This window comes from Marivivens sp. ABH4_498 (assembly GCF_056160585.1).
Genome location: NZ_JBSWXL010000009.1, coordinates 14,132 through 37,002, shown reverse-complemented (window position 1 = coordinate 37,002; position 22,871 = coordinate 14,132). Strand labels below are relative to the sequence as shown.

The window sequence follows — 22,871 nt, the reverse complement described above, 5'->3', positions numbered from 1 at the left end:
GTGTAACGGGCGCCCCCGAAAGGGTCGGCGCTAAGGAAGAACCGCGATGCAACGCGTGCTGGACACAGGCAACAAAATGACGGCCCTCGGGGGCCTCTTTGCCTGCCGCATGACGATCGCCAATGACAGACACATCCAAAAGGCAACCACCGCTCCTCCGGGGCGGGCGGGCCGTTTTGCATGTGCATATGGAACCCATGGCAAAGAAGATGCTAATCGATGCCACTCACGCGGAAGAAACCCGCGTCGTAGTGGTGGACGGCAACAAAGTAGAGGAATTCGACTTTGAGAGCCAATCCAAACGCCAGCTTGCTGGTAATATTTATCTCGCAAAAGTAACGCGCGTCGAACCGTCGCTTCAAGCGGCGTTCGTAGACTATGGCGGTAATCGTCATGGTTTCTTGGCGTTTTCCGAGATTCATCCGGATTACTACCAAATCCCAGTCGCCGATCGCGAAGCGCTGATCGCAGAGGAAAAGGCATACGCCGAAAGCCTTGCTGCTGAGGACGAAGAAGAAAAGCCCAAAAAGGTATCGCGCCGTCGTCGGTCGCGGTCCAAAGCGGCTGCTGCGAAATCGAACGATCCGGTCGCAACCAAAGAGGTCGATGCCGAACCAAAAGGCATGGAAACCATCGATTTGGGCGATGAGGAAGATAATCACGACGATGCGGCGACTGCGGAAACAGTCGAAGCACCAGAGGCAGACACAACAGAAGCGCCAGTCGCCGAACCTGTTGCTGAAGAAGCCGTGACTGAAGACGCCCCTGTTGAGGCCGAAGACGCCCCAGCGCCAGAAGCAGACGTCGCCGAAACCGAAGCGGAAACCGCCGAGGAAGAAGCCGCTGATGCGGACGCTGACGACAGCGATGACGCGTCGGGTGACGACGACAGCGATGATGATGCCGACGAAGATGACGGTATTGAATCGGTCGCTGACGAAGACGATTCCGAAGAGGTTCGTCCAGCACGTAAACCGCGTCCAAAGCGTTACAAAATCCAAGAAGTCATCAAGGTCCGTCAGGTCCTGTTGGTTCAGGTCGTCAAAGAAGAGCGCGGCAACAAAGGCGCTGCGCTGACCACCTATTTGTCGCTGGCAGGTCGTTACTGTGTCTTGATGCCAAACACCGCACGTGGTGGTGGGATCAGCCGCAAAATCACCAACGCCGCTGACCGCAAAAAACTAAAAGAGATCGCGAATGAAATGGATGTGCCAGATGGCGCAGGCCTGATCATCCGCACGGCGGGGTCCCAGCGGACCAAAGCCGAGATCAAACGCGACTACGAATATCTGCAACGTCTGTGGGAACAGATCCGCGAACTGACACTTAAATCGGCGGCTCCGGCCAAGATTTACGAAGAAGGCGATCTGATCAAACGCACCATTCGCGATCTGTATTCCAAAGAGATCGAAGAAGTGATCGTTGCGGGCGAGGGCGGTTATCGCACCGCCAAGGACTTCATGAAAATGATCATGCCGTCCCATTCGAAAAATGTGAAATTCTACGCCGACCAGCTACCGCTATTCGCCCGCTATCAGGTCGAAGGCTATCTGGCTGGTATGTTCAATCCAGTCGTTCAACTGCCGTCGGGCGGTTACATCGTGATCGGCGTGACCGAAGCGTTGGTTGCGGTTGACGTCAACTCTGGCCGTGCGACCAAAGAAGGGTCGATTGAACAGACAGCGTTGAAAACCAACCTAGAAGCCGCCGACGAAGTTGCTCGCCAGTTGCGTCTGCGCGATTTGGCTGGTCTGATCGTCATCGATTTCATCGATATGGACGAACGCAAGAACAACACAGCCGTTGAAAAACGGATGAAAGAAAAGCTGAAAACCGACCGCGCCCGAATTCAGGTGGGTCGCATTTCCGGCTTTGGTCTGATGGAAATGTCCCGTCAGCGTCTGCGCCCAGGCATGATCGAGGCGACCACGCAGCCTTGTCCGCATTGCCATGGCACGGGTCTGTTGCGTTCGGATGACAACGTCGCTTTGTCGATCTTGCGCCAACTGGAAGAAGAAGGCGTTCGCGGCCGTTCGAAAGAGGTGCTGGTCAAAGCGCCGATTGCGATCGCAAACTTCTTGATGAACCAAAAACGCGAACACATTGCACAGATTGAATCGACTTACGGCATGGCCGTCAGCATCGAATGTGACCCGACCAAAGTGTCGCCTGATTTCGAAGTCGAAAAATTCAAAACGGCGACTCGCATCGTCCCTGCTGCTGCGCCGGTTGTGTCGGTAGCAAGCGTTGTCATCGACGAAGATGATGATGTGGATGTGACCGAGGACGAAGAAAACAAAGTCGAAGCCGAAGAGAGCGAAGACGACAAGCCCAAGAAGCGCCGTCGTCGTCGTCGTCGTCGGAAAAAGCCAACCAATGGCGAAGGCGAAGCAACCGAGGGTTCATCGGAAAACGAGTCGGATGAAAATGCTGAACCTGCGTCCGAAGGCGATGCCGAGGCTGAGAAACCAGCCGAGGAAGAGCCCGCAAAGGATGCGCCTGCGGTAGAAGCCGAGACCGAAACCGAGGACGCGCCAAAGCCGAAAAAACGCACCTATACGCGCCGCAAAAAGGCCGAGCCAGCCGCTGAGGCCGAAGGCGAGGCTGCGACCGAAGAAGCTGCACCAGCGGAAGAGGCAGAAGCGCCCAAGCCCAAGCGGACTCGTACGCGTAAAAAGAAAGAGCCTGAGGCCGAAAAGCCAACCGAAGCCGCAGCGGAGGACTCCGATAAGGCTGAAGAGGCGCCCAAGCCCAAACGGACCCGTACCCGCAAGAAACCAGCGCCAAAGGCAACAGAAGTTGTTGAAGGAACGGTAGAGGGCGATTCAGCCGCGGTGTCAGAGGCAGCTCTAGAGCCGACTGAAACCGAAGAGACCGCGCCTGAGGTAAAACCAGAGCCGGTGGACGTGGCAAGCCCGGAACCGGTCGAGGCGCCTTCGGACACCACCGCACCGGTCGGCGCGGGGCCAGAGCCAACGCAAGGTGAAGTCGTCGCCGTTGAAACGGTCGAGGCCGAAGAACAAGCAAAGCCCGAGCCTGAACAGCCCAAAAGACGCGGCTGGTGGTCGCTAGGCTAATAGACAAAAGGCCGTCCCGATGGGGCGGCCTTTTCTTTCATTCCATCGCCAAACTGTGACGACGTTGCGCAGTCATTTGGGATGACCTTTGGCGCGCGGCGCGCTATTTCAGATCAGACGAAACAAAGGAACCGATATGGGCGAGCTGTTTTCAACTGAATTTGTTATGGATGCCAGCCTGTGGGCCGCGATGTCCGTGGCGTTGATTGCAGGGCTGCTGTCATTCCTTAGCCCATGTGTTTTGCCCGTCGCCGCGCCGTATCTTGCCTATATGGGCGGCGTCACCGTGTCTGAAATGGACGCCGGAGAAAGCCGCGCGCGGGGCCGCGTTGTTCTGGCAGCGGTCTTTTTCGTGCTGGGCCTGTCAACGGTGTTCATCTTTCTGGGCTATAGCATGTCGATCATAGGCAAGATGTATTGGTCTGTGATCGAATGGATTAACTACATCGCTGGCGTCATCGTCATCATTTTTGGCCTGCATTTTATGGGCGTCTTTCGGTTTGCGTTCCTGATGAAAGAAGCGCGTTTCGACGTCCGCGATCAGGGCGGCTCTGCGGTGGGCGCCTATGTTTTGGGGTTGGCCTTTGCCTTTGGGTGGACGCCATGTTTGGGACCGATTTTATCGGCGATCCTATCGCTGGCCGCACAAGAGGCGAACGCAGCCCGCGGAGCGGTGTTGCTGGGCACCTATGCGGCGGGGCTTGGTATTCCGTTTCTAGTGGTGGCGATCTACTTCTCTCGGCTGAAGGGGCTGATGAACTGGATGAAACGCCATATGGGTGTGATTGAAAAAACGTCTGGCGTGTTTTTGATCATCGTGGGCGTTTTGCTGCTGACGGGGCAATTCACGGTTATGTCAAACTGGCTCTTGTCCACGTTCCCGTTTCTGGCCAAAATCGGCTAGGGCTATCGTTCTGGGATCAATCACGCTAACCTGATGATCAGAACGCATAATTTGGCGTAGGGTGATGACAGGTTCGCAGACAGTGAAACGGCGCAAAGTTTTTTATGTGCCGGGATATGACCCGATCCATCCGCGTCGCTACCGCGAATTGTACCGCCGTGAATCCGCCGATCAGGCGCAGATTTCCGGCTATGACATTTCGCAAACGGCAAAATCCGGCAAGGGCGGTTATGGCTGGCATGTAACCGCAGATATCGATGGCTGCGCAACACAAGCCGATATCGAAGTTCTGGTTTGGTCAGACATTGTGCGCAGCAGCATGTCGCAAACCATCCCCGCGACCTATGCGCAATTGCTACGCACGGCGTATGAATACATCGCGACGGGCGCTTTGTTTCGGCTTATGCGTTTGCGCAAAGGTCCGGTTATCGCGGCCTTGTATCCGGTGGGTATGTTGTTGCTGCAACTGGCCGTGGCGATCGGCTTGGGCGTTGGCGTGGCGGCGATCCCATCCCATGTGGTGGGCGGCATTGTGGGGAATGGCGCTGCGATTGTCGTCTTTGCCGCGACTGTCGGTGTGGTGCTGCGTTGGTTCAAATCCATCGATGGCAAATTATTCGCCTATTACCTGATGCATGATTACGCCTATTCGGCACGTTGGCGCGGTGCCAATCCGCCCCAGTTGGAAAAACGCATGGCCGAATTTGCAGAGGCGATTATCGCCGCCCAACAGCAAGGCTATGACGAAATACTGGTCGTGGGCCATTCGTCTGGTGCGCATTTGTCGGTGTCGATTTTGGCGGATCTATTGCGGGACAATCGCCTGCACGGAACGCCAGTCGCGTTTTTGTCGCTGGGGCAGGTGATCCCGATGGTCAGTTTCCTGCGCGACGCATGGCGTTTGCGTGCAGATTTGGAATTTATGGCGGGACAGGACCAAATCGCATGGGTCGATGTGACGGCTCCGGGGGATGGATGTGCCTTTGCGCTGTGTGATCCGGTCAGCGTCACGGGCGTTGCGCCGCAGGACAAAAAATGGCCATTGGTTATGTCCGCGGCCTTTACGCAATCGTTGTCGGCAAAGCGTTGGAAAGAACTGCGTTGGAAATTCTTTCGGCTGCATTTCCAGTATCTCTGCGCCTTCGATCAGCCCAAAGATTATGACTATTTCCAGATTACGGCGGGTCCGATCACGCTGCGCGAACGATATGCAGACCGTCCGCCGTCGCGCAGTCGCAAAGAAACGCCAGCATCACGTTACACGTCGGTTGCGCCATGACGACGCCGCCTAAACCGAAATCCAGACGTGATCGCGTTTCGCTGTTCCAATATCTGCGGTTGTTTCGTCAGGACATCCTGTCTGCGCAACCCGAACGATTGTATCGGGCGTGGATGGCCGAATTCAAAACGCCGTTTTTCCGCAGCTATCTGTGCAACGATCCTGCGTTGATACGCTCAGTTCTGCGCGACCGGCCTGATGATTTTCCCAAAAGTGAACGCATCGGCGAAGGCCTTCGCCCGTTGTTAGGCAATTCGGTGTTTTTGACCAACGGTGACCACTGGAAACAGCAACGTCGGATTATTGATCCTGCATTCGAAGGTGGTCGATTGCGCGATGTTTTCCCTGCGATGTTTGATGCCGCTTTGGCGGCCGTGGACCGTTTGTCCCGTCATGATGGCGAACAGGTCGAGATCGAAGAGATCGCCAGTCACGTTGCAGCGGATGTGATTTTCCGCACGCTGTTTTCCATCCCAATCGAACATGAAACGGCATCCAAAGTGTTTGCCGAATTCAAAGCGCACCAGCGGACCCAACCGATTTTGAATGTGGCCGCATTCGTTCCCGTGCCGCGTTGGTTTCCTCGCATGTTCAAATCCGAAACGAAACAGACCGCGCAAACCATACGTGCGTTGATTTCGGGGTTGGTGGCCGAACGGCAAACGCAGATTGATGCGGGGACCGCGCCAGACGATCTGGCCACCAAAATCATGACGACGACAGACCCCGTTACGGGCGAAAAGTTTGCCCCTGATGAAATGGTGGATCAGGTCGCGATCTTTTTCCTTGCGGGACATGAAACCAGTGCGTCCGCATTGGCGTGGGGGCTGTATTTATTGGCGACCAACCGCGAATGGCAAACCGCCATCGCGCAAGAGGCCACAGCAATTTCCGAACCTGATTTCGCTGTTCTATCCCGTCTGAAACTGTGCCGTGATGTGTTTCGCGAAACGCTTCGTCTGTATCCGCCTGTTCCGATGATGGTGCGCGAGGCGACCTGCTCAGAACATTTCCGCGACCGCACTGTGAAACCCAAATCCCAGATCGTTCTATCGCCGTGGCATCTGCACCGTCATAGCCGTATGTGGGATAATCCAGATGGTTTTGACCCAACGCGCTGGGAAACCGAGAACGGTAAATCCTGCCAAAGAGAAGCCTATATTCCATTTTCAGCCGGACCGCGTGTTTGCACCGGCGCGGGTTTCGCCATGGCCGAAGGCGTTCTGTTGCTGTCTATGCTGGTGCGTGCCTTTGAATTCGAACCTGTGCCAGACCTGATTCCGGTTCCGGTTGCCCATCTGACAGTTCGGTCTAAGGACGGAATTTGGTTGAAAATCCGCAAACGGACCGACAATTCCTGATTTTACCTTACGTTAGCAGTTTTAGAACGAACCTATTTGTTCAAAATTTTTATTCTAATAAAATCAGATACTTGTTGACATAAAATTGCCTCATTTTAGCCATTTTGATTTTTGGCGCTGTTTATTCCCCGTTCTGTGACAATTGTATGAACGCGGCTCTGTTCATATCTAAATCCCGTAACCTTGGGGGATACGTAATGATTAGAACAGTTATGAAAATGATGACCGGATCGTCTGCCAACGATTCTGAATCGACCTCAACCTTTCGCGTGGCTGTGCCATCGTGGGGCTATGCTGGGATCCGTATCGTGAACGAACAAGAGCCTGTTCAAACGCTGTCGCGCGATGAAATCGAAGCATTGTTTCAAAACGATTTGTCACGTGCCGCGAAGGATAGCGCGTCGGACAAATATACCGATCTAGAACGCGAAGAAATGCAGATCACGGCGATGTTGCGACATGCGCTGTATGCCCCGCAGGGCACGATGGCGGCCTAGCCACAATCGTCCACAGAGGCGGGCTTTATACCTTGTGGTATACGTGGTTTGTCGCGGGTTTATAGCGCCGCTTCTGTCCAAATCGTTAACATCGAAGCGATCGAAAGGCGTTGAGATGCTAAACTTTATCTTGGAATTCTTTAAAAAACCAAAGATCGCAGAATTGGTCGAATGTGAATCCGACAACGTTATTCCGCTCGTCCGGCCTGCGCCGTTAACGGCGGCTGAAAGGTCCGAGATCGAAGATAACGCACGACTGCGGCACGCGTTGTACGACGAACCAGCGGTTTAGCGGCTGATCTGGTTTTGCAAATGACGTAGCACAAACACCCGAATAGCAGAGGCAAGGCCCGCATCGGTGCCGCGGTCTGCATCGACTTCGGCTGCCAAAGCATTGATTGGTTTACCTTGATCCGCTGCGATTTTTACAAAGGCATCCCAAAACGGCGCCTCAAGGCTCACCGATGTGCGGTGCCCATGCAGGGTCAGGCTATGTTTGACAGGACGGCCGGTCATTCGTCGATTTTATGCTGATCTAGGTGCGATTTCGCGCGGTCGGCGTCGCGGTCTTCGGCCTGTTTTTGCGCCTTGGTGCGTCCGAATTTCGCAGAATTGACATCGCCCTGCGCGCGTTTGTCTGCGCGGGCTTTTTGTTTGCGAAACTGGTTTAGGTTTGTGACGTTTGACATGGTGCAAATTTACGGTCGGGCAGGGCGCAGCGCAACGAAAAAGGCCGCCCGAATGGGGCGGCCTTTCTAACAGGTTCAGATGGATTAGCCTTTTGGACCAATCATCTGTTCAGGACGCACAACCGCGTCGAATGTTGCTTCATCCACAAAGCCCAGTTTGATGGCTTCTTCTTTCAGGGTGGTGCCGTTTTTGTGCGCAGTTTTCGCAACGGTGGTTGCGTTGTCGTAACCGATGGTCGGCGCCAAAGCAGTCACCAGCATCAGCGATTCATGCAGCAGTTTTTCGATGCGCACTTCGTTCGCTTTGATGCCCACAACCATGTTGTCAGTGAACGCCGATGCGGAATCGCCCAGCAGCTGCATGGATTGCAGCACGTTGTACGACATCATCGGGTTGTAGACGTTCAGTTCAAAGTGACCTTGGGAACCTGCGAAACCAACGGCTGCGTCGTTGCCCATGACGTGGGCGCACACCATGGTCAGCGCTTCGGCTTGGGTTGGGTTCACTTTGCCTGGCATGATGGACGAACCTGGTTCGTTTTCAGGCAGGATCAGTTCGCCCAGACCGCAGCGTGGGCCCGAACCCAGCAGGCGGATGTCGTTTGCGATTTTGAACAGCGACGCCGCAACCGTTTTCAACGCACCCGAGAACATGACCATCGCGTCATGCGCTGCCAATGCTTCGAATTTGTTTGGCGCGGTGACGAATGGCAGGTCGGTGATCTCTGCCATGTTTTTCGCGACCATTTCGGCCCAGCCTTTTTGGGTGTTCAGACCGGTTCCAACAGCGGTGCCGCCTTGGGCCAGTTCGTAGATCGCAGGCAGGCACATTTCAACGCGCTGGATGCCCATGCGGACCTGATGCGCGTAACCACCAAATTCCTGACCCAAGGTCAGAGGCGTCGCATCCTGTGTGTGGGTACGGCCAATTTTGATGATGTCTTTGAAATTTTCTGCTTTTTCTTCTAGCGCGGCCAGCAGTTTGTTCAGGCCAGGCAACAGAACGTCACGCGCCAGCATGCCGATTGCAACGTGCATTGCGGTTGGGAATGTGTCGTTCGACGACTGACCCATGTTGCAGTGATCGTTCGGGTGCACAGGTTTTTTCGAACCCATTTCGCCGCCCAGCATTTCGATAGCGCGGTTCGAAATAACTTCGTTCGAGTTCATGTTCGACTGCGTGCCGGAACCCGTCTGCCAAACAACCAGAGGGAAGTTGTCGTCGAATTTGCCTTCGATGACTTCGCCTGCTGCTGCGATGATCGCGTCCGCGATTTCCGCGTCCATGTTGCCCAGCTCTTTGTTGGCCATGGCACATGCTTTTTTCACAACGCCCAATGCGCGCACGATCGGCACAGGCTGTTTTTCCCAGCCGATAGGGAAGTTGATGATCGAACGCTGGGTCTGTGCGCCCCAGTATTTATCTGCAGGAACCTCTAGCGGGCCAAAGCTGTCCGTTTCGGTGCGGGTTGCGGTCATTATGAACACTCCGAGTTGTGATTGAGAGTGTCATACCGCATCGACGCGCGAAATCAATGCGGTATACCGCTGCATACCGCAATGAGACCGCTAACAGTCGATAAATTTTGCTTACTTACGGAATTTGTCCAGACTGACGACTTCTGCCTCTTTGCGCGGCTCGTCTTCAGGTTCGGCCATTTCGACCATCGGCGCTTCGTCTTCGTCGTCCAGATCGTCGTCGTCAAAGTCGTCGTCTTGGGTTTCGAAACGCAGTCCGAATTCAACAGATGGGTCTACAAACGTGCGGATCGCGTCGTAAGGCACATAAATCGGTTCTGGATTGTCGCCAAACGATAGGGTGACTGCAAAACCATCGTCATTCACGGTCAGATTTTCAAACCAGTGTTCCAACACGACCGTCATTTCACCCGGATAACGATCAGACAGCCAGTCGGCCAGTTCGACGTCTGGGTGCATCGTATCAAAGGTGATAAAGAAATGATGTTTACCAGGCAGGCCGTTTTCAGCGACGCGCGTCAGAACCTTTTGAATCAGGCCGCGCATAGCCTCGTGCATTAGGTTGCCATAGTCGATTTTCTGGCTCACGGTCTGTCCTTTCTGGGTCCCCTATATCCACCATACGATATTTTAAGTTCTAGAAAAGAGGCTATCTTTCTAGGGTGTGGTAGACTGGATTATCGTTGGTCGCTTTTTGCCAAAGGGCATGTTGCACCGCAAGTACAGAAAGACTCTGGTACAAAATTTGCACCGATCATGCTGCAATTGCAGAAAATAGGGCGTTGATATGGGTAAAGTCTTGATCGGATTGGCATTCGCCGTAACCGCTGTGGTGGTGTATTTCACGTTATCCGCGCTAGGAATGGTGGGGGATAGCCGTAGCCCTGCGGAACGCATGGCGGATAATTTGACATCCATCGGGTCGGAATTTGAATCGGACGGCCATCTGCCATGGGACAACACCGCAGAGGTGCACAGCGTTCAAACTGTGGGCAACACGTTGAAAATCACGGTGCGTTCAGCGCCTGATCTGCCCGATACGATCAAAGCGATCGTTTGCAATTATCGGGACTTGCGCGAATTGATTTATGATGGCGCTGAAATCGAAATCATCTGGAGACCAGCAGAAATAGGTCGCGTTATGGGAACGACGTCCATCAATTATTGTCCAAGCCTGCGGGGATGAAGTGAAGGTTTCTGTTGCCAGGTACCTTCGAACCCCGCCTAACGCGGCTAGGCGCTAGGACTTAAGTTTCGGAAACTCCGACTGCTTAAGCAGCCATTGCTACCGGAGCACGATTGTCATTTGCAATTGTACAGTTTGAACCGATAACGGTGGTATCTCACCGAGACAAAGCAACACCTTTACACGTTCGTCGATCCTGTTTCGGCCCCATGATCCCCAAATGAAGGATATATGGTGGAGCCGCCGGGTACCGCCCCCGGGTCCGATCCGCTTATTACGAGCGCGTTTATGTCCATAGTCCCCGAAGGGACACTGTTGATATAGGCAGCGATGTTGCTGGCTTCAAGGGCAAATTCAGGCGCCATCTGGATAGCTATCATTTGACATCTCACTTGTCCCATTACAGCGTGGCAATACATGTCGAATTATCTGAATGGAGGATGCAGATGTTCAACGCTTTGGTCGTGGAAAAAGACGAAGACGGTAAAACTCATGCCGCTGTGAAAGGATTGGAAATCAACGACCTGCCCGAAGGCGACGTTTTGGTTTCTGTTGAATATTCGACATTGAACTACAAAGACGGTTTATGTGTGGGGCCGGGCGGCGGTCTGGTTCGCAATTACCCGCATGTTCCGGGTATCGATTTTGCGGGAACTGTCGAAGACAGCAGCGACCCGCGCTACAAGGCTGGCGATAAGGTTGTATTGACCGGTTGGCGCGTCGGCGAAGCGCACTGGGGCGGCTATGCGCAAAAGGCGCGCGTCAAAGCCGATTGGCTGGTGCCATTGCCCGATGGTTTGACAGCGCGTCAGGCGATGGCGGTCGGCACCGCAGGGTTTACCGCTATGATCGCGATCTTAGCGCTAGAGGATCATGGTCTAACCCCCGAAAAAGGCGAAGTTTTAGTAACTGGTGCGTCGGGCGGCGTGGGGTCGGTGGCGACGTCGATTCTGGCCAATTGCGGGTATCAGGTTGCTGGCGTCACGGGCCGCCCCGAAACCGCAGATTACCTGCGCGATCTGGGGGTAACGCGCATTGTTGACCGCGCCGAAGTGGCCGAGGTCACCAAACGCCCATTGGAAAGCGAAATGTGGGCGGGCTGTATTGATGCCGTTGGGGGCCCAATGTTGGCCCGAGTTTTGGGCCAAATGAAATACGGGGGCAGCGTCGCCGCGGTTGGTTTGGCTGGCGGTGCTGATTTGCCTGCAAAAGTGATCCCTTTTCTGCTGCGCGGCGTAAACCTGTTGGGTATCGATAGCGTTCTTTATCCAACCGAAAAACGCAAAACCGCATGGGACCGCATCGCCTCTGACCTGCCTATGGACAAGTTGGAAACGATGATCGTGCCTGCAACGCTGTCTGATGTGCCGAAATTGGGCGCAGACATCTTGCAAGGTCAGGTCCGTGGCCGCGTTGTGGTGGATGTGAATGCGTGATGCGGACAAAGGGTTGAAAACAAAACAAAAGCCCTAAGTCCATTTCAGGAATTTAGGGAGTTTTTATGTCTGACACCTCTGCCATCATCGTCTGGTTCCGCCGCGATTTGCGTCTATCCGATCACGAAGCGTTAAACGCGGCGGTTTCAACGGGCCGTCCAGTCATTCCGGTTTTTATCCGCGATGACATCGTCGATGCGACAGGTGCGGCCCCTAAAATGCGCTGGGGCCAGTCAATTTCGGCTTTGCAAACGCAGTTGGAAAAACTGGGCAGTCAGCTGATTTTGCGGTCGGGAAATGCGCTGGACGTTCTAAAGGCTCTGATCGATGAAACAGGCGCTTGCGCGGTTTACTGGTCGCGCCTGTACGATCCTGCATGCAAAAAACGTGATACAGAAATTAAATCTGCCCTGAAAGATCAAGGGGTTGAGGTTCAAAGCTACACCGGTCATCTGTTGTTTGAGCCTTGGACAGTTGAAACGAAAACGGGCGGTTTTTACCGCGTTTACTCTCCCATGTGGAAAGCCGTCCGTGATCTGCCGGTAGCCGAATGTATTCAGGCGCCTTCGTCTTTGCCAAAGCCCGAAAATTGGCCAGAAACCGAAGAATTGGCAGATTGGAACCTTGCGGCTGATATGCGCCGCGGTGCTGAAATTGTCACGCAACATCAGTGCATTGGCGAGGTTAATGCACGTGGACGTCTGGACGATTTTATCGAACAGAAAGTGGATGATTATAAAAAACTACGCGACTTTCCCGCGATCGACGCGGTGTCGGGCCTGTCTGAAAACCTGACCTACGGTGAAATTGCGCCTCGGGCCATGTGGCATGCAGGATGGCGCGCGATGGAGGGCGGCGCAAAGGGCGCAGAGCATTTCCTGAAAGAAATCGTATGGCGCGAATTTGCCTATCATCTGCTACATCACACGCCTGAAATTCTGGATCGTAACTGGCGCGAAGAATGGGATAATTTCCCGTGGTCCACTGACGAAGACAGCGATGATGTCAAAGCATGGAAAATGGGGCGAACGGGTGAACCCTTTGTCGATGCGGCCATGCGCCAGATGTATGTGACAGGCACCATGCACAACCGCGCGCGCATGATCGTAGCGTCGTATTTGACCAAACATCTGATGGTCCATTGGAAAATCGGGTTAAAATGGTTCGAAGATTGTTTGACCGATTGGGACCCTGCATCGAATGCTATGGGATGGCAGTGGGTTGCTGGATCAGGCCCCGATGCCGCGCCGTATTTCCGAATTTTTAATCCCGAAACCCAATTGGATAAATTCGATGAAAAAGGAGACTATCGCGCGGCGTGGATTGCCGAAGGGTATGGTAACCCATCGCAAACCGCTCTTAGTTATTTTGACGCGATCCCCGAAAGCTGGGAATTGACCGTTGATATGGACTACCCCGACCGTATCGTGGACCTAGCTAAAGGCAGAGAGCGCGCTTTGGCGGCGTATGAAGCGCGGGAAAAATAAATCCAAGGGTTGCAATGACACGTATCCTTTTGGCTAATATATAAAAAGGGCGGTTAAATGCCCCAACAGGAGGTCACATGATCCTGACATCGACCCATGGCCAATCTGGCCTACCACGTTACTTCGTGCCGGTTTTTGATATTCTGTCACGCATTGAACGGGGAAGGATCGATATAATACTGCCCGATGGTCGCAGGTTCCGCGCCGAAGGTCCAAACGCAGGCTATGTGACCGAACTACATGTCCATAACGCCGATATCTTTGCGCGCCTGATCCGCGAAGGCGATCTGGGGTTCATGGAAGCCTACATGGATGAATGGTGGTCCACGCCGGATCTGATGGCATTTATGGATTTCGTCCACGACGCATCGGACGAAGTTTTCGATGGCTTCCCAGGGCAAACTTTGGTGCGGGCCTATGAAAAACTACGGTTTTGGCTGCAATCCAACACCAAACGTCAGGCCAAGAAAAACATCAGCTATCATTACGATTTGGGTAATGATTTCTATGGCTTATGGCTCGATCCTAGTATGACATATTCATCGGCGTTGTATTCCGAACCGCAGATGTCACTAGAGGATGCGCAGACCGCCAAATACAAAGCCATGGTTGATCAGATGGACGTGAAACCGGGCGATCACGTGCTGGAAATCGGCTGTGGTTGGGGCGGTTTCGCGGAATACGCTGCCAAAGAACGCGGGCTGCGCGTCACTGGCCTGACGATCAGCCGTGAACAGTTCGATTATGCGACCAAACGCATTGCAGATGCAGGTCTGTCTGACCGCGTGACGTTTAAAATGCAGGATTACCGCGACGAAAAAGGCCAATACGACGGCATCGCCAGCATCGAAATGTTCGAAGCGGTCGGCGAAAAATATTGGCCAACCTATTTCAACACCGTCAAAAAATGCCTGCGCCCGGGTAAAAATGCGACTTTGCAGATTATCACCGTTCAGGACCATCGGTTTGAGTTGTACCGCAAGGGCGTTGATTTCATTCAGAAATACATTTTCCCAGGTGGTATGTTGCCCAGCCCCAAAGTGCTGCGCGAACAGGTAAACAGCGCGGGGATGAATGTGGTCGGGTCCATCGAATTTGGCGAAAGCTATAGCCAGACTTTGCGTCGCTGGTACGATACTTTTAATGAAAAATGGGATGAAGTCGCCCAAATGGGGTTCGACACAAGGTTTAGGCATATGTGGAATATGTATCTAACCTCTTGCGCGAGCACATTTCATAGCGGTAACTGCGATGTAACGCAGATAACGGTGCAGCGACCCGCCTAAGTGTCCTTGCTCCGCAGGAACGGGACGGTGGAATGCCAACATTTGCAAAATTGGTCGCAGCGGTTGCTATGGCCGCGTTGATGTACGTTGTAACCGATATGGTTTTGCCTTTGTTCGAACCGTCCCAACCGCCGCGGTGGTTTATGCAAATCAACATGGCGTATGGCGCTTTGTTTGGTTGGAAAATTGTGGGCGGGCGTGCTGGTAATGGGATCGTTATCGCAATTAGCACCGGCATTTCCGCGATTGTCGTAACGGTTGCTGCGATCCTGCTGACGCATGGGTTTGATGTGATGTTAGAACGCGCCTATGACATGCGGTATGACGGCCCAGTCGACGCGTTGACCGGCGCTGTGGGCATCGCGATTGATCTGGGTGCCAAATTGTTTACGCCGATTGTTGGAATGACCTTGATCGTCGGCGTTATCATTGCATCACTGGTGGCTGAAATTGTGTCACGTTTTGCAGATTAAAAATGAAGTTATTTCTATTCGGATCGTTACGAGATCCAGAGTTATTCCGAACCGTCGCGGGTAAGGGCGGGGTATCGGAACCCTATGAATTAACAGGATATCGCGTTGATCGCATCGCCGGTCACGAGGTGCCGATGTTGGTGCCTGACCCTGATGCCGTTGCGGTTGGCGTTTTGTGGACGGATTTAACACCCGAACAGATCGGTCGGCTGGATCGGTACGAACGGCCGTGGGGGTATTTCCCGCGTGATGTGGGTAACGGCGTCACGGTCTATTGGCCGAACGATGATATCGTCAGTAGCGGCGATGCGTGGTCATTTGAACGCTGGCAGGCAACGGATGCGATTGTCAGCCGCGCGGCGGCCGCCGAAATCTACGCCCATAATCCGCCGCTGTCTGCGGAACAGATCGTTCTGCGCTGGCCCCAAATTCGGGCGCGTGCCTGTTCGCGTGCCCGTGCGTCGCAATCCACTGTACCGGCAACGTTGCGGCGGTCTGCTGGGTTTGCTGTCGAAAAACAGCTGACTGCGCTGGACGGTGATTTTTTTAAATACCGACGCGTGACTTTGGCGCATGAACGGTTTGACGGAAAAACTTCGGCTGACCTACCAAGAGAAGCGATTGTTGCCTTTGATGCGGCGCTTGTGCTGCCATATGATCCCAAACGGGACCGTTTTTTGTTGGTTGAACAGTTTCGGGTTGGCCCGTTTTTGCGCGGGGATGCAAACCCTTGGGCGATTGAACCCGTTGCGGGGATCATCGACGCCGAAGAAACCCCAGAAAACGCCGCGCGCCGCGAAGCAGAGGAAGAAGCGAACCTAGCCGTCACTGATTTGCGGCCGATGTTCGCGGCATACCCCAGCCCCGGCAATTCAACCGAACAATATTACGCCTATGCCGCGATTTGTGATCTGCCTGACACGCTAAAGGGGTTCGGAGGTCTGGATTCCGAGGCGGAAGATATTCGCGTTCACCTTGTGGATCGCGAACATGCGCTGGAATTGATCGACACAGGCGAAATCAACATTCTGCCTTTGATCACTATGATATACTGGGTTGACCGAAATAGGGGGAACTTGGGCTCTCCAGCTTGAGTTCTGCGCGTATGGAGCCTACACAGGACCAAAGAATGAAAGGCCTGAAAATGGAATTCAAAAAAGACCTAGCTGACGCAATCGGAAACACGCCGCTGATCAAACTGCGCGCCGCATCCGAGGCAACGGGCTGTACCATTTTGGGCAAGGCTGAATTCATGAACCCCGGTCAATCGGTCAAGGATCGTGCGGCGCTATATATCATCAAAGATGCGATTGCCCGCGGCGACCTGAAACCAGGTGGCACAATCGTCGAAGGCACCGCAGGCAACACCGGTATCGGTCTTGCGTTGGTTGGCGCATCGATGGGGTTCAAAACGGTGATTGTGATCCCCGAAACCCAAAGCCAAGAGAAAAAAGACATGCTGCGTCTGGCGGGCGCAGAATTGGTTCAGGTGCCTGCGGCGCCGTATAAAAACCCAAACAACTATGTTCGTTATTCGGGGCGTCTGGCTGAAAAGCTGGCAAAGACAGAACCGAATGGCGCGATCTGGGCAAACCAGTTTGATAACGTCGCCAACCGCCAGTCGCATATTGAAACCACGGGTCCGGAAATCTGGGAACAGACAGGCGGCAAAGTCGATGGTTTCATCTGTGCGGTTGGATCGGGCGGAACGCTTGCGGGTGTCGGCATGGCGCTTCAGCCGAAAGGCGTTAAAATCGGTCTGGCTGATCCGATGGGCGCGGCTCTGCACAACTATTACACCGAAGGCGAGCTGAAATCCGAAGGTGGGTCCATCACCGAAGGGATCGGGCAGGGGCGTATCACCGCGAACCTAGATGGCTTCACACCTGATATGTCCTATCAGATCCCCGACGAAGAAGCGTTACCGGTTGTCTTTGATCTGCTGGAAAACGAAGGCCTGTGTCTGGGTGGTTCGTCCGGCGTGAATATCGCTGGCGCGATCCGCATGGCCAAAGAAATGGGTCCGGGGCATACGATTGTCACCATCCTATGTGACTATGGCACGCGCTATCAGTCGAAACTGTTCAACCCTGATTTCCTGAAATCCAAGGGTTTGCCGGTGCCTGCTTGGCTAGGCCAAGGACCATCATCGATCCCTGGCGTTTTCGAAGACTGATGAAAATGCTCCGCCAGATTTGCCTTGTGGCGGGTTTGCTGGTGGCGGGTAACTTCGCCACCGCGCAGGAATTAGTTTCCTCTACCGAACCTGAACAGCAGGTCGAAACGGTTGCTGTTCAGGATACATCGCCTACAGACGCGTTAGCCCAGACGGGGATCGACGTTGATGCATGGAATGCGGTTGCCGTTGCAGCCGAACAGGCGTTGGAAAATCCGAACAGCACCGATTTTGCACTAGAACGGTTGCGCAATGAACTTGCGACGTGGCGGGATGCATTGCTGAATGCACAATCCGTCAATTCGGCGCGTATTTCCACCGTTTCGGCGCAGTTGTCCGCATTGGGTGCCGCCCCCGAAGAAGGGGCAGAGGAAGCCGCTGCCATCGCAAATCGCCGCAGCGAGCTGAACGCCCAACTAGACGCCCTAAAAGCACCTGTCGTTCTGGCCCAAGAGGCCTATGCACGCGCGAACGGTTTGATCAGCGAAATTGACTCGACCCTGCGCGCCAGCGAAGCAAAGCGTTTAGGCACCCGCGGCGAAAGCCCGTGGGTCTGGGAAAACTGGGTGACCGCAATTGCGGCGGTGACGTCCACGCTGTCCGCTGCGTGGGCCGAAACATCTGCGCGTGTGGCAGCAGATGCCGCAAATGGCGATTGGATGGCCACATATCCGGCAGCGTCATTGCTGTTTGCGCTTGCGCTGGCTTTGTTGGTGTATGGTCGCCGTTTGGTGATGCGCGTACAGGCAACTGTGGCATCGCGTGACACGATCGGACGCGGTTTTTGGCTGTTCGTGATTTCGCTGGGGCAGATCGTTGTGCCTTATATCGGAGTGCTTTTGTTGGTGTCCGCCGCAAAAGCAGGCGAGGTATTGGGCTATCGCGGCCAGTTGATTGCCAATGCGATACCTGACGCATCGTTGTATGTGATCGTTGCATATTGGCTGTCGGGGCGTTTCTTTGGCGGAGATGGCGGTACTGCCAATCCTTTGGCGATGGATGCAGATTATCTGGGCAAAGGACGCAGGCTGACCCGCGAAATCGGCTGGGTTTTGGCATTGGGCGCGATTGTTGTCGTGATTGCCGATATTGGCGGCAGCGAAACGACATCTCTATTGTTGCTGCCCATCGAAATCCTGGTCGCGATCTTTTTGTTCCAGTTTGGCGTGCTGATTAAACGGCACTGTTCGGGCGAAAATACCGATGCCATGTCTCGCAACCGTATTTATGCGTTTATTGGTCAGGCGGCGGTTGTCATCGCGATTGCCGGTCCTATTTTGGGCATTTTGGGATATGGTATCGCATCGCAATCGTTGCTGTATCCTGCGGTCACCACGCTGGCGGTGCTGGGGCTTGTCCTGCTGTTGCAGCGGTTGGTGGTGGATCTGTATATCCTGTTCACCGGCGCACCCGATAGTGCAGGGGACGCGCTGATCCCGGTGCTGATCGGTTTTGTATTGCTGCTAATTGCAGTGCCTATATTGGCGCTGGTCTGGGGTGCCCGAGAGGCGGACCTGTTAGAGCTGTGGACGCGTTTCCGCGAAGGGTTCCAGATTGGTGATACGCGGATTTCGCCGACCGACTTTATCACCTTTGCGTTTGTCTTTGGGGCTGGCTACGCCATCACCAGATTTGTCCAAGGCACGCTGCGGTCAACCGTTCTGCCAAAGACGCGTATGGATATCGGCGGACAGAATGCGGTTGTGTCCGGTCTGGGATATTTGGGTATTTTTCTGGCAGCGGTTGTTGCGATCACGACGGCAGGTATCGATCTGTCGAACCTTGCGATTGTGGCTGGTGCGCTGTCGGTCGGTATCGGTTTTGGTCTGCAAACCATCGTACAGAATTTCGTGTCGGGTATCATTCTATTGATCGAACGCCCAATTTCCGAAGGTGACTGGATCGAGGTGAACAGCCAAATGGGCGTTGTTCGCGATATTTCGGTGCGAGCAACGCGGATCGAAACCTTTGATCGGCGCGATGTGATCATTCCCAACGCCGATTTGGTCAGCGGTCAGGTGACAAACTGGACACGTGGCAATTTGGTCGGGCGGATCATTGTGTCGGTTGGCGTCGCCTATGGCACTGACACCCACCGCGTCGAAGAAATCCTGACAGAAATCGCCGAAGCGCACCCCATGGTCCTGTTGTCGCAGCCTCCGGCGGTTCTGTTCACAGGGTTCGGTGCCGACAGTCTGGATTTTGAAATCCGTGCGCTACTGCGTGATGTGAATTTTATGCACATTACAAAATCTGAAATTCACCATGAAATCGCCAAACGCTTTGCCGCTGAGGGTATTGAAATTCCGTTCGCCCAACGTGATCTTTGGATCAGAAATCCAGAAAGTTTACGCCCCATAGAAGAGTAGACCACATGACCGACCCATTGTTCCGCGCTGATGCCTATCTACGTAATGCGACTGCAACCGTGGTCGGACATACGGCTGAAGGCGGGATCATTTTGGATCGGTCGCTGTTTTACCCGACATCGGGCGGCCAACCCGGCGATAGCGGACGCCTAGAATGGCAGGGCGGCGGATTGGATATCGCGGTCGCTGTAAAAGGCGAGGGGGAAAGCATCGTGTTGGTGCCATCCGAACCCGCGCCATTACCGCCCATCGGTCAGGCCGTCGAACAAGAGATCAACTGGGATCGCCGTTACCGCCACATGCGCGTGCACACCGCGCTGCATTTGTTATCGGTCGTTGTGCCGTTGCCCGTGACGGGCGGATCAATCAGCACTGGAAAAGGGCGGCTTGATTTCGATATGCCAGAGGCGCCTGCGGACAAACAAGAAATCGAAACGGCGCTGAACGCGTTGATTGCTGGGGATTATGTGGTCACGGAATCCTACATCAGTGACGCCGAACTGGACGCGCAGCCCGATCTGGTGAAAACCATGTCAGTCAAACCGCCGCGCGGAACAGGGCAGATACGCATGGTGCGTATTGGCAATGCCGATACAACGATTGACTGGCAGCCTTGCGGTGGCACGCATGTAAAATCGACGGCGGAAATTGGGCCCATACGGGTTGGCAAAATCGAAAAGAAGGGCGCGCAGAACCGCCGTATAAATGTGATCTTGGATTAAAGGTCTTGTTCCGTATCTGGTAATCCTTCGCGTGATAGCAACACGGCGACGGGGCGCAAATTAGGCACGTGGCTGCAGATCACCATCATCATCACCATGATTGGAACGGACAAAAACATGCCCGGTACGCCCCAAACAGCGCCCCAGAATGCCAGCGAAATAATGATGCCAAACGATGACAGGCGCAGCGCGCGCCCCATCAGCATCGGTTCAATGACATTGCCCATCGTGAACTGAATAACCGACGTGATACCGAACACCATCCATGTCACGGATGGATCCTCGGTCTGGATATAGGCGACCAGCGCAATCAGCAGTGTCGCGACCAAAGACCCGACGTTGGGGATATAGTTCAAAACGAATGTCAAAATGCCCAAAGCAGCGGCCAATTCCAAACCGAACCACGTGGCTAGGAAATAGACCAAACCACCTGTCGCGACGCTGATCAGCGTTTTGACCAACAGGTAATAGTTCACGCGGTGGATAATGGATTGCGTGATGCGCGCGATGCGGGCGGCTTTGATCGGGTCCGTTACCAGATTGCTTAGCTTGGCTTCGAACCAGATGCGTTCGGCAAATAGGAAGCCCACAAAAAGGATCACCAAAACTGTGAATGACGTCACATTGCCGGCCTGACCGGCAAGCGTTTGCAGGTATCCACTGAATTCAATCCCCGAAATCGCGCTATGAATCGCGCTTTCGACGTCTTCGCCCATAAAGCTGAACAATTGCGCAATTGCGGATGGCGCACGTTCAGCATATTCCAATGTCAGGCTGATTACCGTGTTGACTTGGGTCAATAGGATCGACGACAGCGATAGCAATGCGGTCGAAATCAGAAAAAGCGCGGCGATACTGGCGATCCAGTTCGGGATGCGGAATGGCCCAACCGACTGCCGCGCGATGAACTGAATCACGTCTGACGTTAACGAAAATAATATGATCGCCACGGCCAGCGCGATCATCATAAACTGGGCCTGTACCAGCAAAAACAGAACCATTGCAGCGGCGATAATGACCAATGCAGCGGTTTGAACTCTGGCTTGATTTGTCGTCGGGATCGGATCGTTCGTCATAGGTGCAGATTTGCGGTTTTGGCCCGACTGTCAACCTATCAAAGTAATATGATTTTTTTGTCTTGCGCCTATTGCAATCCCCCGCGCTGTCAGGATAAACCCCGCCTCGGACAGGTGGCCGAGTGGTCGAAGGCGCACGCCTGGAAAGTGTGTAGGCGGGGAACCGTCTCGAGGGTTCGAATCCCTTCCTGTCCGCCATAAACACCTGTTAAGTTTATGAATAATAACATTTTTTGTTGTTAAGAATGTCGCCGGCCCCACATTCAGCCCCACACGAAATTTCGGTTAAAAAGCGTATTGACGCATCGCGTCTCATCTGACAGCGTTTAGGTGCGATAAGACGCGGCACGCCGTTTCGAGTCGTTGGAAGGCATAGGATGTGCATCCACCAAACCCTTAGAAGTTATTTTCTGGCTGGTGATACATGTCCGATAAACGCAGAACGCGTAAACACGCCTCAGATCAATTTTCCTTTCAAGGTTTCGCTTCTGACGAGCAGGTTGCGCCTAAACGCCCAGGTATGTTGCGTTCGCCGACGGTTGGGTCCAAGACACCTGTATCGAAGGTGTCCGGCGTGCCGCAGCGCCAGTACTGGAAAGACACTGAAGTCGCAGAGTTCTTTAGTGTCACCAAAGCCACCATTTGGCGGTGGGTGAAGTCAGAACCAGGGTTTCCAAGTCCAATAAAGCTGGCCAAGGGTACGACCCGCTGGGCGATTGTGGATATTGAGGCCTACGCCCTTCAATGCCGCAAAGGACAGGGGATCGATTGATGGCCCGTTCGTACAAATCGATCCGTTGCAAAAAGCACCAAGTTTACACCGTCCAGCACGTGATGGAGCTTTATGGCGTGTGCCACAATACTGTTTCTAATTGGGTAAGATCCGGCCTGATGCCGTCACCCTGCGAAGGCACCCAGATCTTTCGAGGCAGTGCGCTTAGCAAGTTCCATGAAATGCAAGCTGCACGGAGAAAGCATGAACTACGGTTCGGAGAATTCTTTTGTTTGAAGTGCAGGGCGGCCGTGCGCCCCGACCATGATCAAATCGACTTATCGGGCGGGCGGCAAAGCGCTTGGTCGCAATGCCCGAACTGTCAGCTGGTCCTGTCAAAGATACTACATGCGACCGAATGCGACGCCGTTAAAAAAGCGCAGATTCACAACACACCTCCGGACTACGGAGACGAAGTTATAGTCCCAGTTCCCGCTCGTATTGTGAAAATTCAGGACCTTTATGCGGATAAGACGCCCACCGCGAACGATCGCATCCTGCTAGAGTGGCAAGACTATGCAGGTCGATGGGATGAAAAGACGGTTGATGCACACCTGATTGCAATCAGGGAATTCGAGGTTTCGACAGGTTGCAGGCCGTGA

The 22,871-nt window shown here is 54.0% G+C and carries 22 protein-coding genes, 1 tRNA gene and 1 other RNA gene; 18 read left to right on the top strand and 6 right to left on the bottom strand.

Annotated features, from left to right (window positions below):
• Positions 1-197: 197 nt before the first annotated feature.
• From ACXAGA_RS15050 to ACXAGA_RS15025, 6 genes are all read left to right on the top strand, one after another.
• A complete protein-coding gene (locus ACXAGA_RS15050; RefSeq protein WP_475118292.1) occupies positions 198-3,077 on the top strand; it encodes an Rne/Rng family ribonuclease in 2,880 nt (959 codons plus the stop codon).
• Positions 3,078-3,222: 145 nt separating this feature from the next.
• Positions 3,223-3,981 carry a cytochrome c biogenesis protein CcdA gene (locus ACXAGA_RS15045; RefSeq protein WP_475118394.1) on the top strand — a complete coding sequence of 253 codons (759 nt, stop codon included), beginning with the start codon at positions 3,223-3,225 and terminating at the stop codon, positions 3,979-3,981.
• 64 nt (positions 3,982-4,045) lie between these two features.
• Positions 4,046-5,260, top strand: coding sequence for a hypothetical protein (locus ACXAGA_RS15040; RefSeq protein WP_475118291.1), 1,215 nt, complete (start codon positions 4,046-4,048; stop codon positions 5,258-5,260).
• Complete coding sequence (locus ACXAGA_RS15035) at positions 5,257-6,621, top strand: cytochrome P450 (protein WP_475118290.1); 1,365 nt, start codon at positions 5,257-5,259, stop codon at positions 6,619-6,621. Before ACXAGA_RS15040 ends, ACXAGA_RS15035 begins: the two co-directional genes overlap by 4 nt.
• Positions 6,622-6,818: 197 nt before the next feature.
• A complete protein-coding gene (locus tag ACXAGA_RS15030) occupies positions 6,819-7,118 on the top strand; it encodes a hypothetical protein (RefSeq protein WP_475118289.1) in 300 nt (99 codons plus the stop codon).
• A 115-nt stretch (positions 7,119-7,233) separates the two neighbouring features.
• Complete coding sequence (locus ACXAGA_RS15025) at positions 7,234-7,410, top strand: hypothetical protein (protein ID WP_475118288.1); 177 nt, start codon at positions 7,234-7,236, stop codon at positions 7,408-7,410.
• On the opposite strand, the gene ACXAGA_RS15020 is transcribed toward ACXAGA_RS15025, so the two are convergent.
• From ACXAGA_RS15020 to ACXAGA_RS15005, 4 genes are all read right to left on the bottom strand, one after another.
• Positions 7,407-7,634 carry a ribbon-helix-helix domain-containing protein gene (locus tag ACXAGA_RS15020; protein WP_475118287.1) on the bottom strand — a complete coding sequence of 76 codons (228 nt, stop codon included), beginning with the start codon at positions 7,632-7,634 and terminating at the stop codon, positions 7,407-7,409. The genes ACXAGA_RS15025 and ACXAGA_RS15020 overlap by 4 nt on opposite strands.
• Positions 7,631-7,807: a DUF4169 family protein gene (locus ACXAGA_RS15015; RefSeq protein WP_475118286.1), complete on the bottom strand. Its 177-nt coding sequence runs from the start codon at positions 7,805-7,807 to the stop codon at positions 7,631-7,633. The genes ACXAGA_RS15020 and ACXAGA_RS15015 overlap by 4 nt, the downstream gene beginning before the upstream one ends.
• Before the next feature lie 84 nt (positions 7,808-7,891).
• Positions 7,892-9,286 carry a class II fumarate hydratase gene (fumC, locus tag ACXAGA_RS15010; RefSeq protein ID WP_475118285.1) on the bottom strand — a complete coding sequence of 465 codons (1,395 nt, stop codon included), beginning with the start codon at positions 9,284-9,286 and terminating at the stop codon, positions 7,892-7,894.
• Between the two features lie 111 nt (positions 9,287-9,397).
• A complete protein-coding gene (locus tag ACXAGA_RS15005; RefSeq protein ID WP_475118284.1) occupies positions 9,398-9,874 on the bottom strand; it encodes an SspB family protein in 477 nt (158 codons plus the stop codon).
• A 199-nt stretch (positions 9,875-10,073) separates the two neighbouring features.
• Here ACXAGA_RS15005 and ACXAGA_RS15000 point away from each other — a divergent pair, with 199 nt between their 5' ends.
• Positions 10,074-10,472: a hypothetical protein gene (locus tag ACXAGA_RS15000; protein WP_475118283.1), complete on the top strand. Its 399-nt coding sequence runs from the start codon at positions 10,074-10,076 to the stop codon at positions 10,470-10,472.
• On the opposite strand, the gene ssrA is transcribed toward ACXAGA_RS15000, so the two are convergent.
• Positions 10,473-10,822: a transfer-messenger RNA gene (ssrA, locus tag ACXAGA_RS14995) on the bottom strand.
• Between the two features lie 96 nt (positions 10,823-10,918).
• Between ssrA and acuI the strand changes: the two genes are divergently transcribed.
• From acuI to ACXAGA_RS14955, 8 genes are all read left to right on the top strand, one after another.
• Positions 10,919-11,908: an acrylyl-CoA reductase (NADPH) gene (gene acuI, locus ACXAGA_RS14990; RefSeq protein WP_475118282.1), complete on the top strand. Its 990-nt coding sequence runs from the start codon at positions 10,919-10,921 to the stop codon at positions 11,906-11,908.
• 65 nt (positions 11,909-11,973) lie between these two features.
• On the top strand, positions 11,974-13,395 hold the full coding sequence (locus ACXAGA_RS14985) for a cryptochrome/photolyase family protein (protein ID WP_475118281.1): 1,422 nt from the start codon (positions 11,974-11,976) through the stop codon (positions 13,393-13,395).
• 77 nt (positions 13,396-13,472) lie between these two features.
• Positions 13,473-14,681: a class I SAM-dependent methyltransferase gene (locus tag ACXAGA_RS14980; protein ID WP_475118280.1), complete on the top strand. Its 1,209-nt coding sequence runs from the start codon at positions 13,473-13,475 to the stop codon at positions 14,679-14,681.
• 32 nt (positions 14,682-14,713) lie between these two features.
• Positions 14,714-15,154 carry a TrgA family protein gene (locus ACXAGA_RS14975; protein WP_475118279.1) on the top strand — a complete coding sequence of 147 codons (441 nt, stop codon included), beginning with the start codon at positions 14,714-14,716 and terminating at the stop codon, positions 15,152-15,154.
• A gap of 2 nt (positions 15,155-15,156) precedes the next feature.
• Entirely contained in the window at positions 15,157-16,248 is a 1,092-nt protein-coding gene (locus tag ACXAGA_RS14970) for an NUDIX domain-containing protein (protein WP_475118278.1), read from the top strand.
• Positions 16,249-16,298: 50 nt separating this feature from the next.
• Positions 16,299-17,330: a cysteine synthase A gene (locus ACXAGA_RS14965; protein ID WP_475118393.1), complete on the top strand. Its 1,032-nt coding sequence runs from the start codon at positions 16,299-16,301 to the stop codon at positions 17,328-17,330.
• A gap of 5 nt (positions 17,331-17,335) precedes the next feature.
• Positions 17,336-19,699, top strand: coding sequence for a DUF3772 domain-containing protein (locus tag ACXAGA_RS14960; protein WP_475118277.1), 2,364 nt, complete (start codon positions 17,336-17,338; stop codon positions 19,697-19,699).
• Between the two features lie 5 nt (positions 19,700-19,704).
• On the top strand, positions 19,705-20,421 hold the full coding sequence (locus ACXAGA_RS14955; protein ID WP_475118276.1) for an alanyl-tRNA editing protein: 717 nt from the start codon (positions 19,705-19,707) through the stop codon (positions 20,419-20,421).
• Here ACXAGA_RS14955 and ACXAGA_RS14950 read toward each other — a convergent pair.
• Complete coding sequence (locus ACXAGA_RS14950) at positions 20,418-21,497, bottom strand: AI-2E family transporter (protein ID WP_475118275.1); 1,080 nt, start codon at positions 21,495-21,497, stop codon at positions 20,418-20,420. The two genes, ACXAGA_RS14955 and ACXAGA_RS14950, sit on opposite strands and share 4 nt — an antisense overlap.
• A 108-nt stretch (positions 21,498-21,605) precedes the next feature.
• Between ACXAGA_RS14950 and ACXAGA_RS14945 the strand changes: the two genes are divergently transcribed.
• The 3 genes from ACXAGA_RS14945 to ACXAGA_RS14935 all read left to right on the top strand — a co-directional run bounded on the left by ACXAGA_RS14945 (position 21,606) and on the right by ACXAGA_RS14935 (position 22,871).
• Positions 21,606-21,695: transfer RNA gene (locus ACXAGA_RS14945), tRNA-Ser, on the top strand.
• Between the two features lie 226 nt (positions 21,696-21,921).
• Positions 21,922-22,269 carry a helix-turn-helix transcriptional regulator gene (locus tag ACXAGA_RS14940; RefSeq protein ID WP_475118274.1) on the top strand — a complete coding sequence of 116 codons (348 nt, stop codon included), beginning with the start codon at positions 21,922-21,924 and terminating at the stop codon, positions 22,267-22,269.
• The gene (locus tag ACXAGA_RS14935) at positions 22,269-22,871 is read left to right on the top strand and encodes a helix-turn-helix domain-containing protein (protein ID WP_475118273.1); all 603 of its coding nucleotides are present in this window, start codon (positions 22,269-22,271) and stop codon (positions 22,869-22,871) included. Before ACXAGA_RS14940 ends, ACXAGA_RS14935 begins: the two co-directional genes overlap by 1 nt.

Coding starts and splice junctions, on each gene's coding strand:
- ACXAGA_RS14985 (WP_475118281.1), top strand. CDS start 11,974: ATGTCTGACACCTCTGCCATCATCGTCTGGTTCCGCCGCGATTTGCGT.
- ACXAGA_RS14965 (WP_475118393.1), top strand. CDS start 16,299: ATGGAATTCAAAAAAGACCTAGCTGACGCAATCGGAAACACGCCGCTG.
- ACXAGA_RS15030 (WP_475118289.1), top strand. CDS start 6,819: ATGATTAGAACAGTTATGAAAATGATGACCGGATCGTCTGCCAACGAT.
- ACXAGA_RS15015 (WP_475118286.1), bottom strand. CDS start 7,807: ATGTCAAACGTCACAAACCTAAACCAGTTTCGCAAACAAAAAGCCCGC.
- ACXAGA_RS15050 (WP_475118292.1), top strand. CDS start 198: ATGGCAAAGAAGATGCTAATCGATGCCACTCACGCGGAAGAAACCCGC.
- ACXAGA_RS14935 (WP_475118273.1), top strand. CDS start 22,269: ATGGCCCGTTCGTACAAATCGATCCGTTGCAAAAAGCACCAAGTTTAC.
- ACXAGA_RS14955 (WP_475118276.1), top strand. CDS start 19,705: ATGACCGACCCATTGTTCCGCGCTGATGCCTATCTACGTAATGCGACT.
- ACXAGA_RS15035 (WP_475118290.1), top strand. CDS start 5,257: ATGACGACGCCGCCTAAACCGAAATCCAGACGTGATCGCGTTTCGCTG.
- ACXAGA_RS15020 (WP_475118287.1), bottom strand. CDS start 7,634: ATGACCGGCCGTCCTGTCAAACATAGCCTGACCCTGCATGGGCACCGC.
- ACXAGA_RS15025 (WP_475118288.1), top strand. CDS start 7,234: ATGCTAAACTTTATCTTGGAATTCTTTAAAAAACCAAAGATCGCAGAA.
- fumC (WP_475118285.1), bottom strand. CDS start 9,286: ATGACCGCAACCCGCACCGAAACGGACAGCTTTGGCCCGCTAGAGGTT.
- ACXAGA_RS14940 (WP_475118274.1), top strand. CDS start 21,922: ATGTCCGATAAACGCAGAACGCGTAAACACGCCTCAGATCAATTTTCC.
- ACXAGA_RS14960 (WP_475118277.1), top strand. CDS start 17,336: ATGCTCCGCCAGATTTGCCTTGTGGCGGGTTTGCTGGTGGCGGGTAAC.
- ACXAGA_RS15000 (WP_475118283.1), top strand. CDS start 10,074: ATGGGTAAAGTCTTGATCGGATTGGCATTCGCCGTAACCGCTGTGGTG.
- ACXAGA_RS14950 (WP_475118275.1), bottom strand. CDS start 21,497: ATGACGAACGATCCGATCCCGACGACAAATCAAGCCAGAGTTCAAACC.
- acuI (WP_475118282.1), top strand. CDS start 10,919: ATGTTCAACGCTTTGGTCGTGGAAAAAGACGAAGACGGTAAAACTCAT.
- ACXAGA_RS15040 (WP_475118291.1), top strand. CDS start 4,046: ATGACAGGTTCGCAGACAGTGAAACGGCGCAAAGTTTTTTATGTGCCG.
- ACXAGA_RS14975 (WP_475118279.1), top strand. CDS start 14,714: ATGCCAACATTTGCAAAATTGGTCGCAGCGGTTGCTATGGCCGCGTTG.
- ACXAGA_RS14980 (WP_475118280.1), top strand. CDS start 13,473: ATGATCCTGACATCGACCCATGGCCAATCTGGCCTACCACGTTACTTC.
- ACXAGA_RS14970 (WP_475118278.1), top strand. CDS start 15,157: ATGAAGTTATTTCTATTCGGATCGTTACGAGATCCAGAGTTATTCCGA.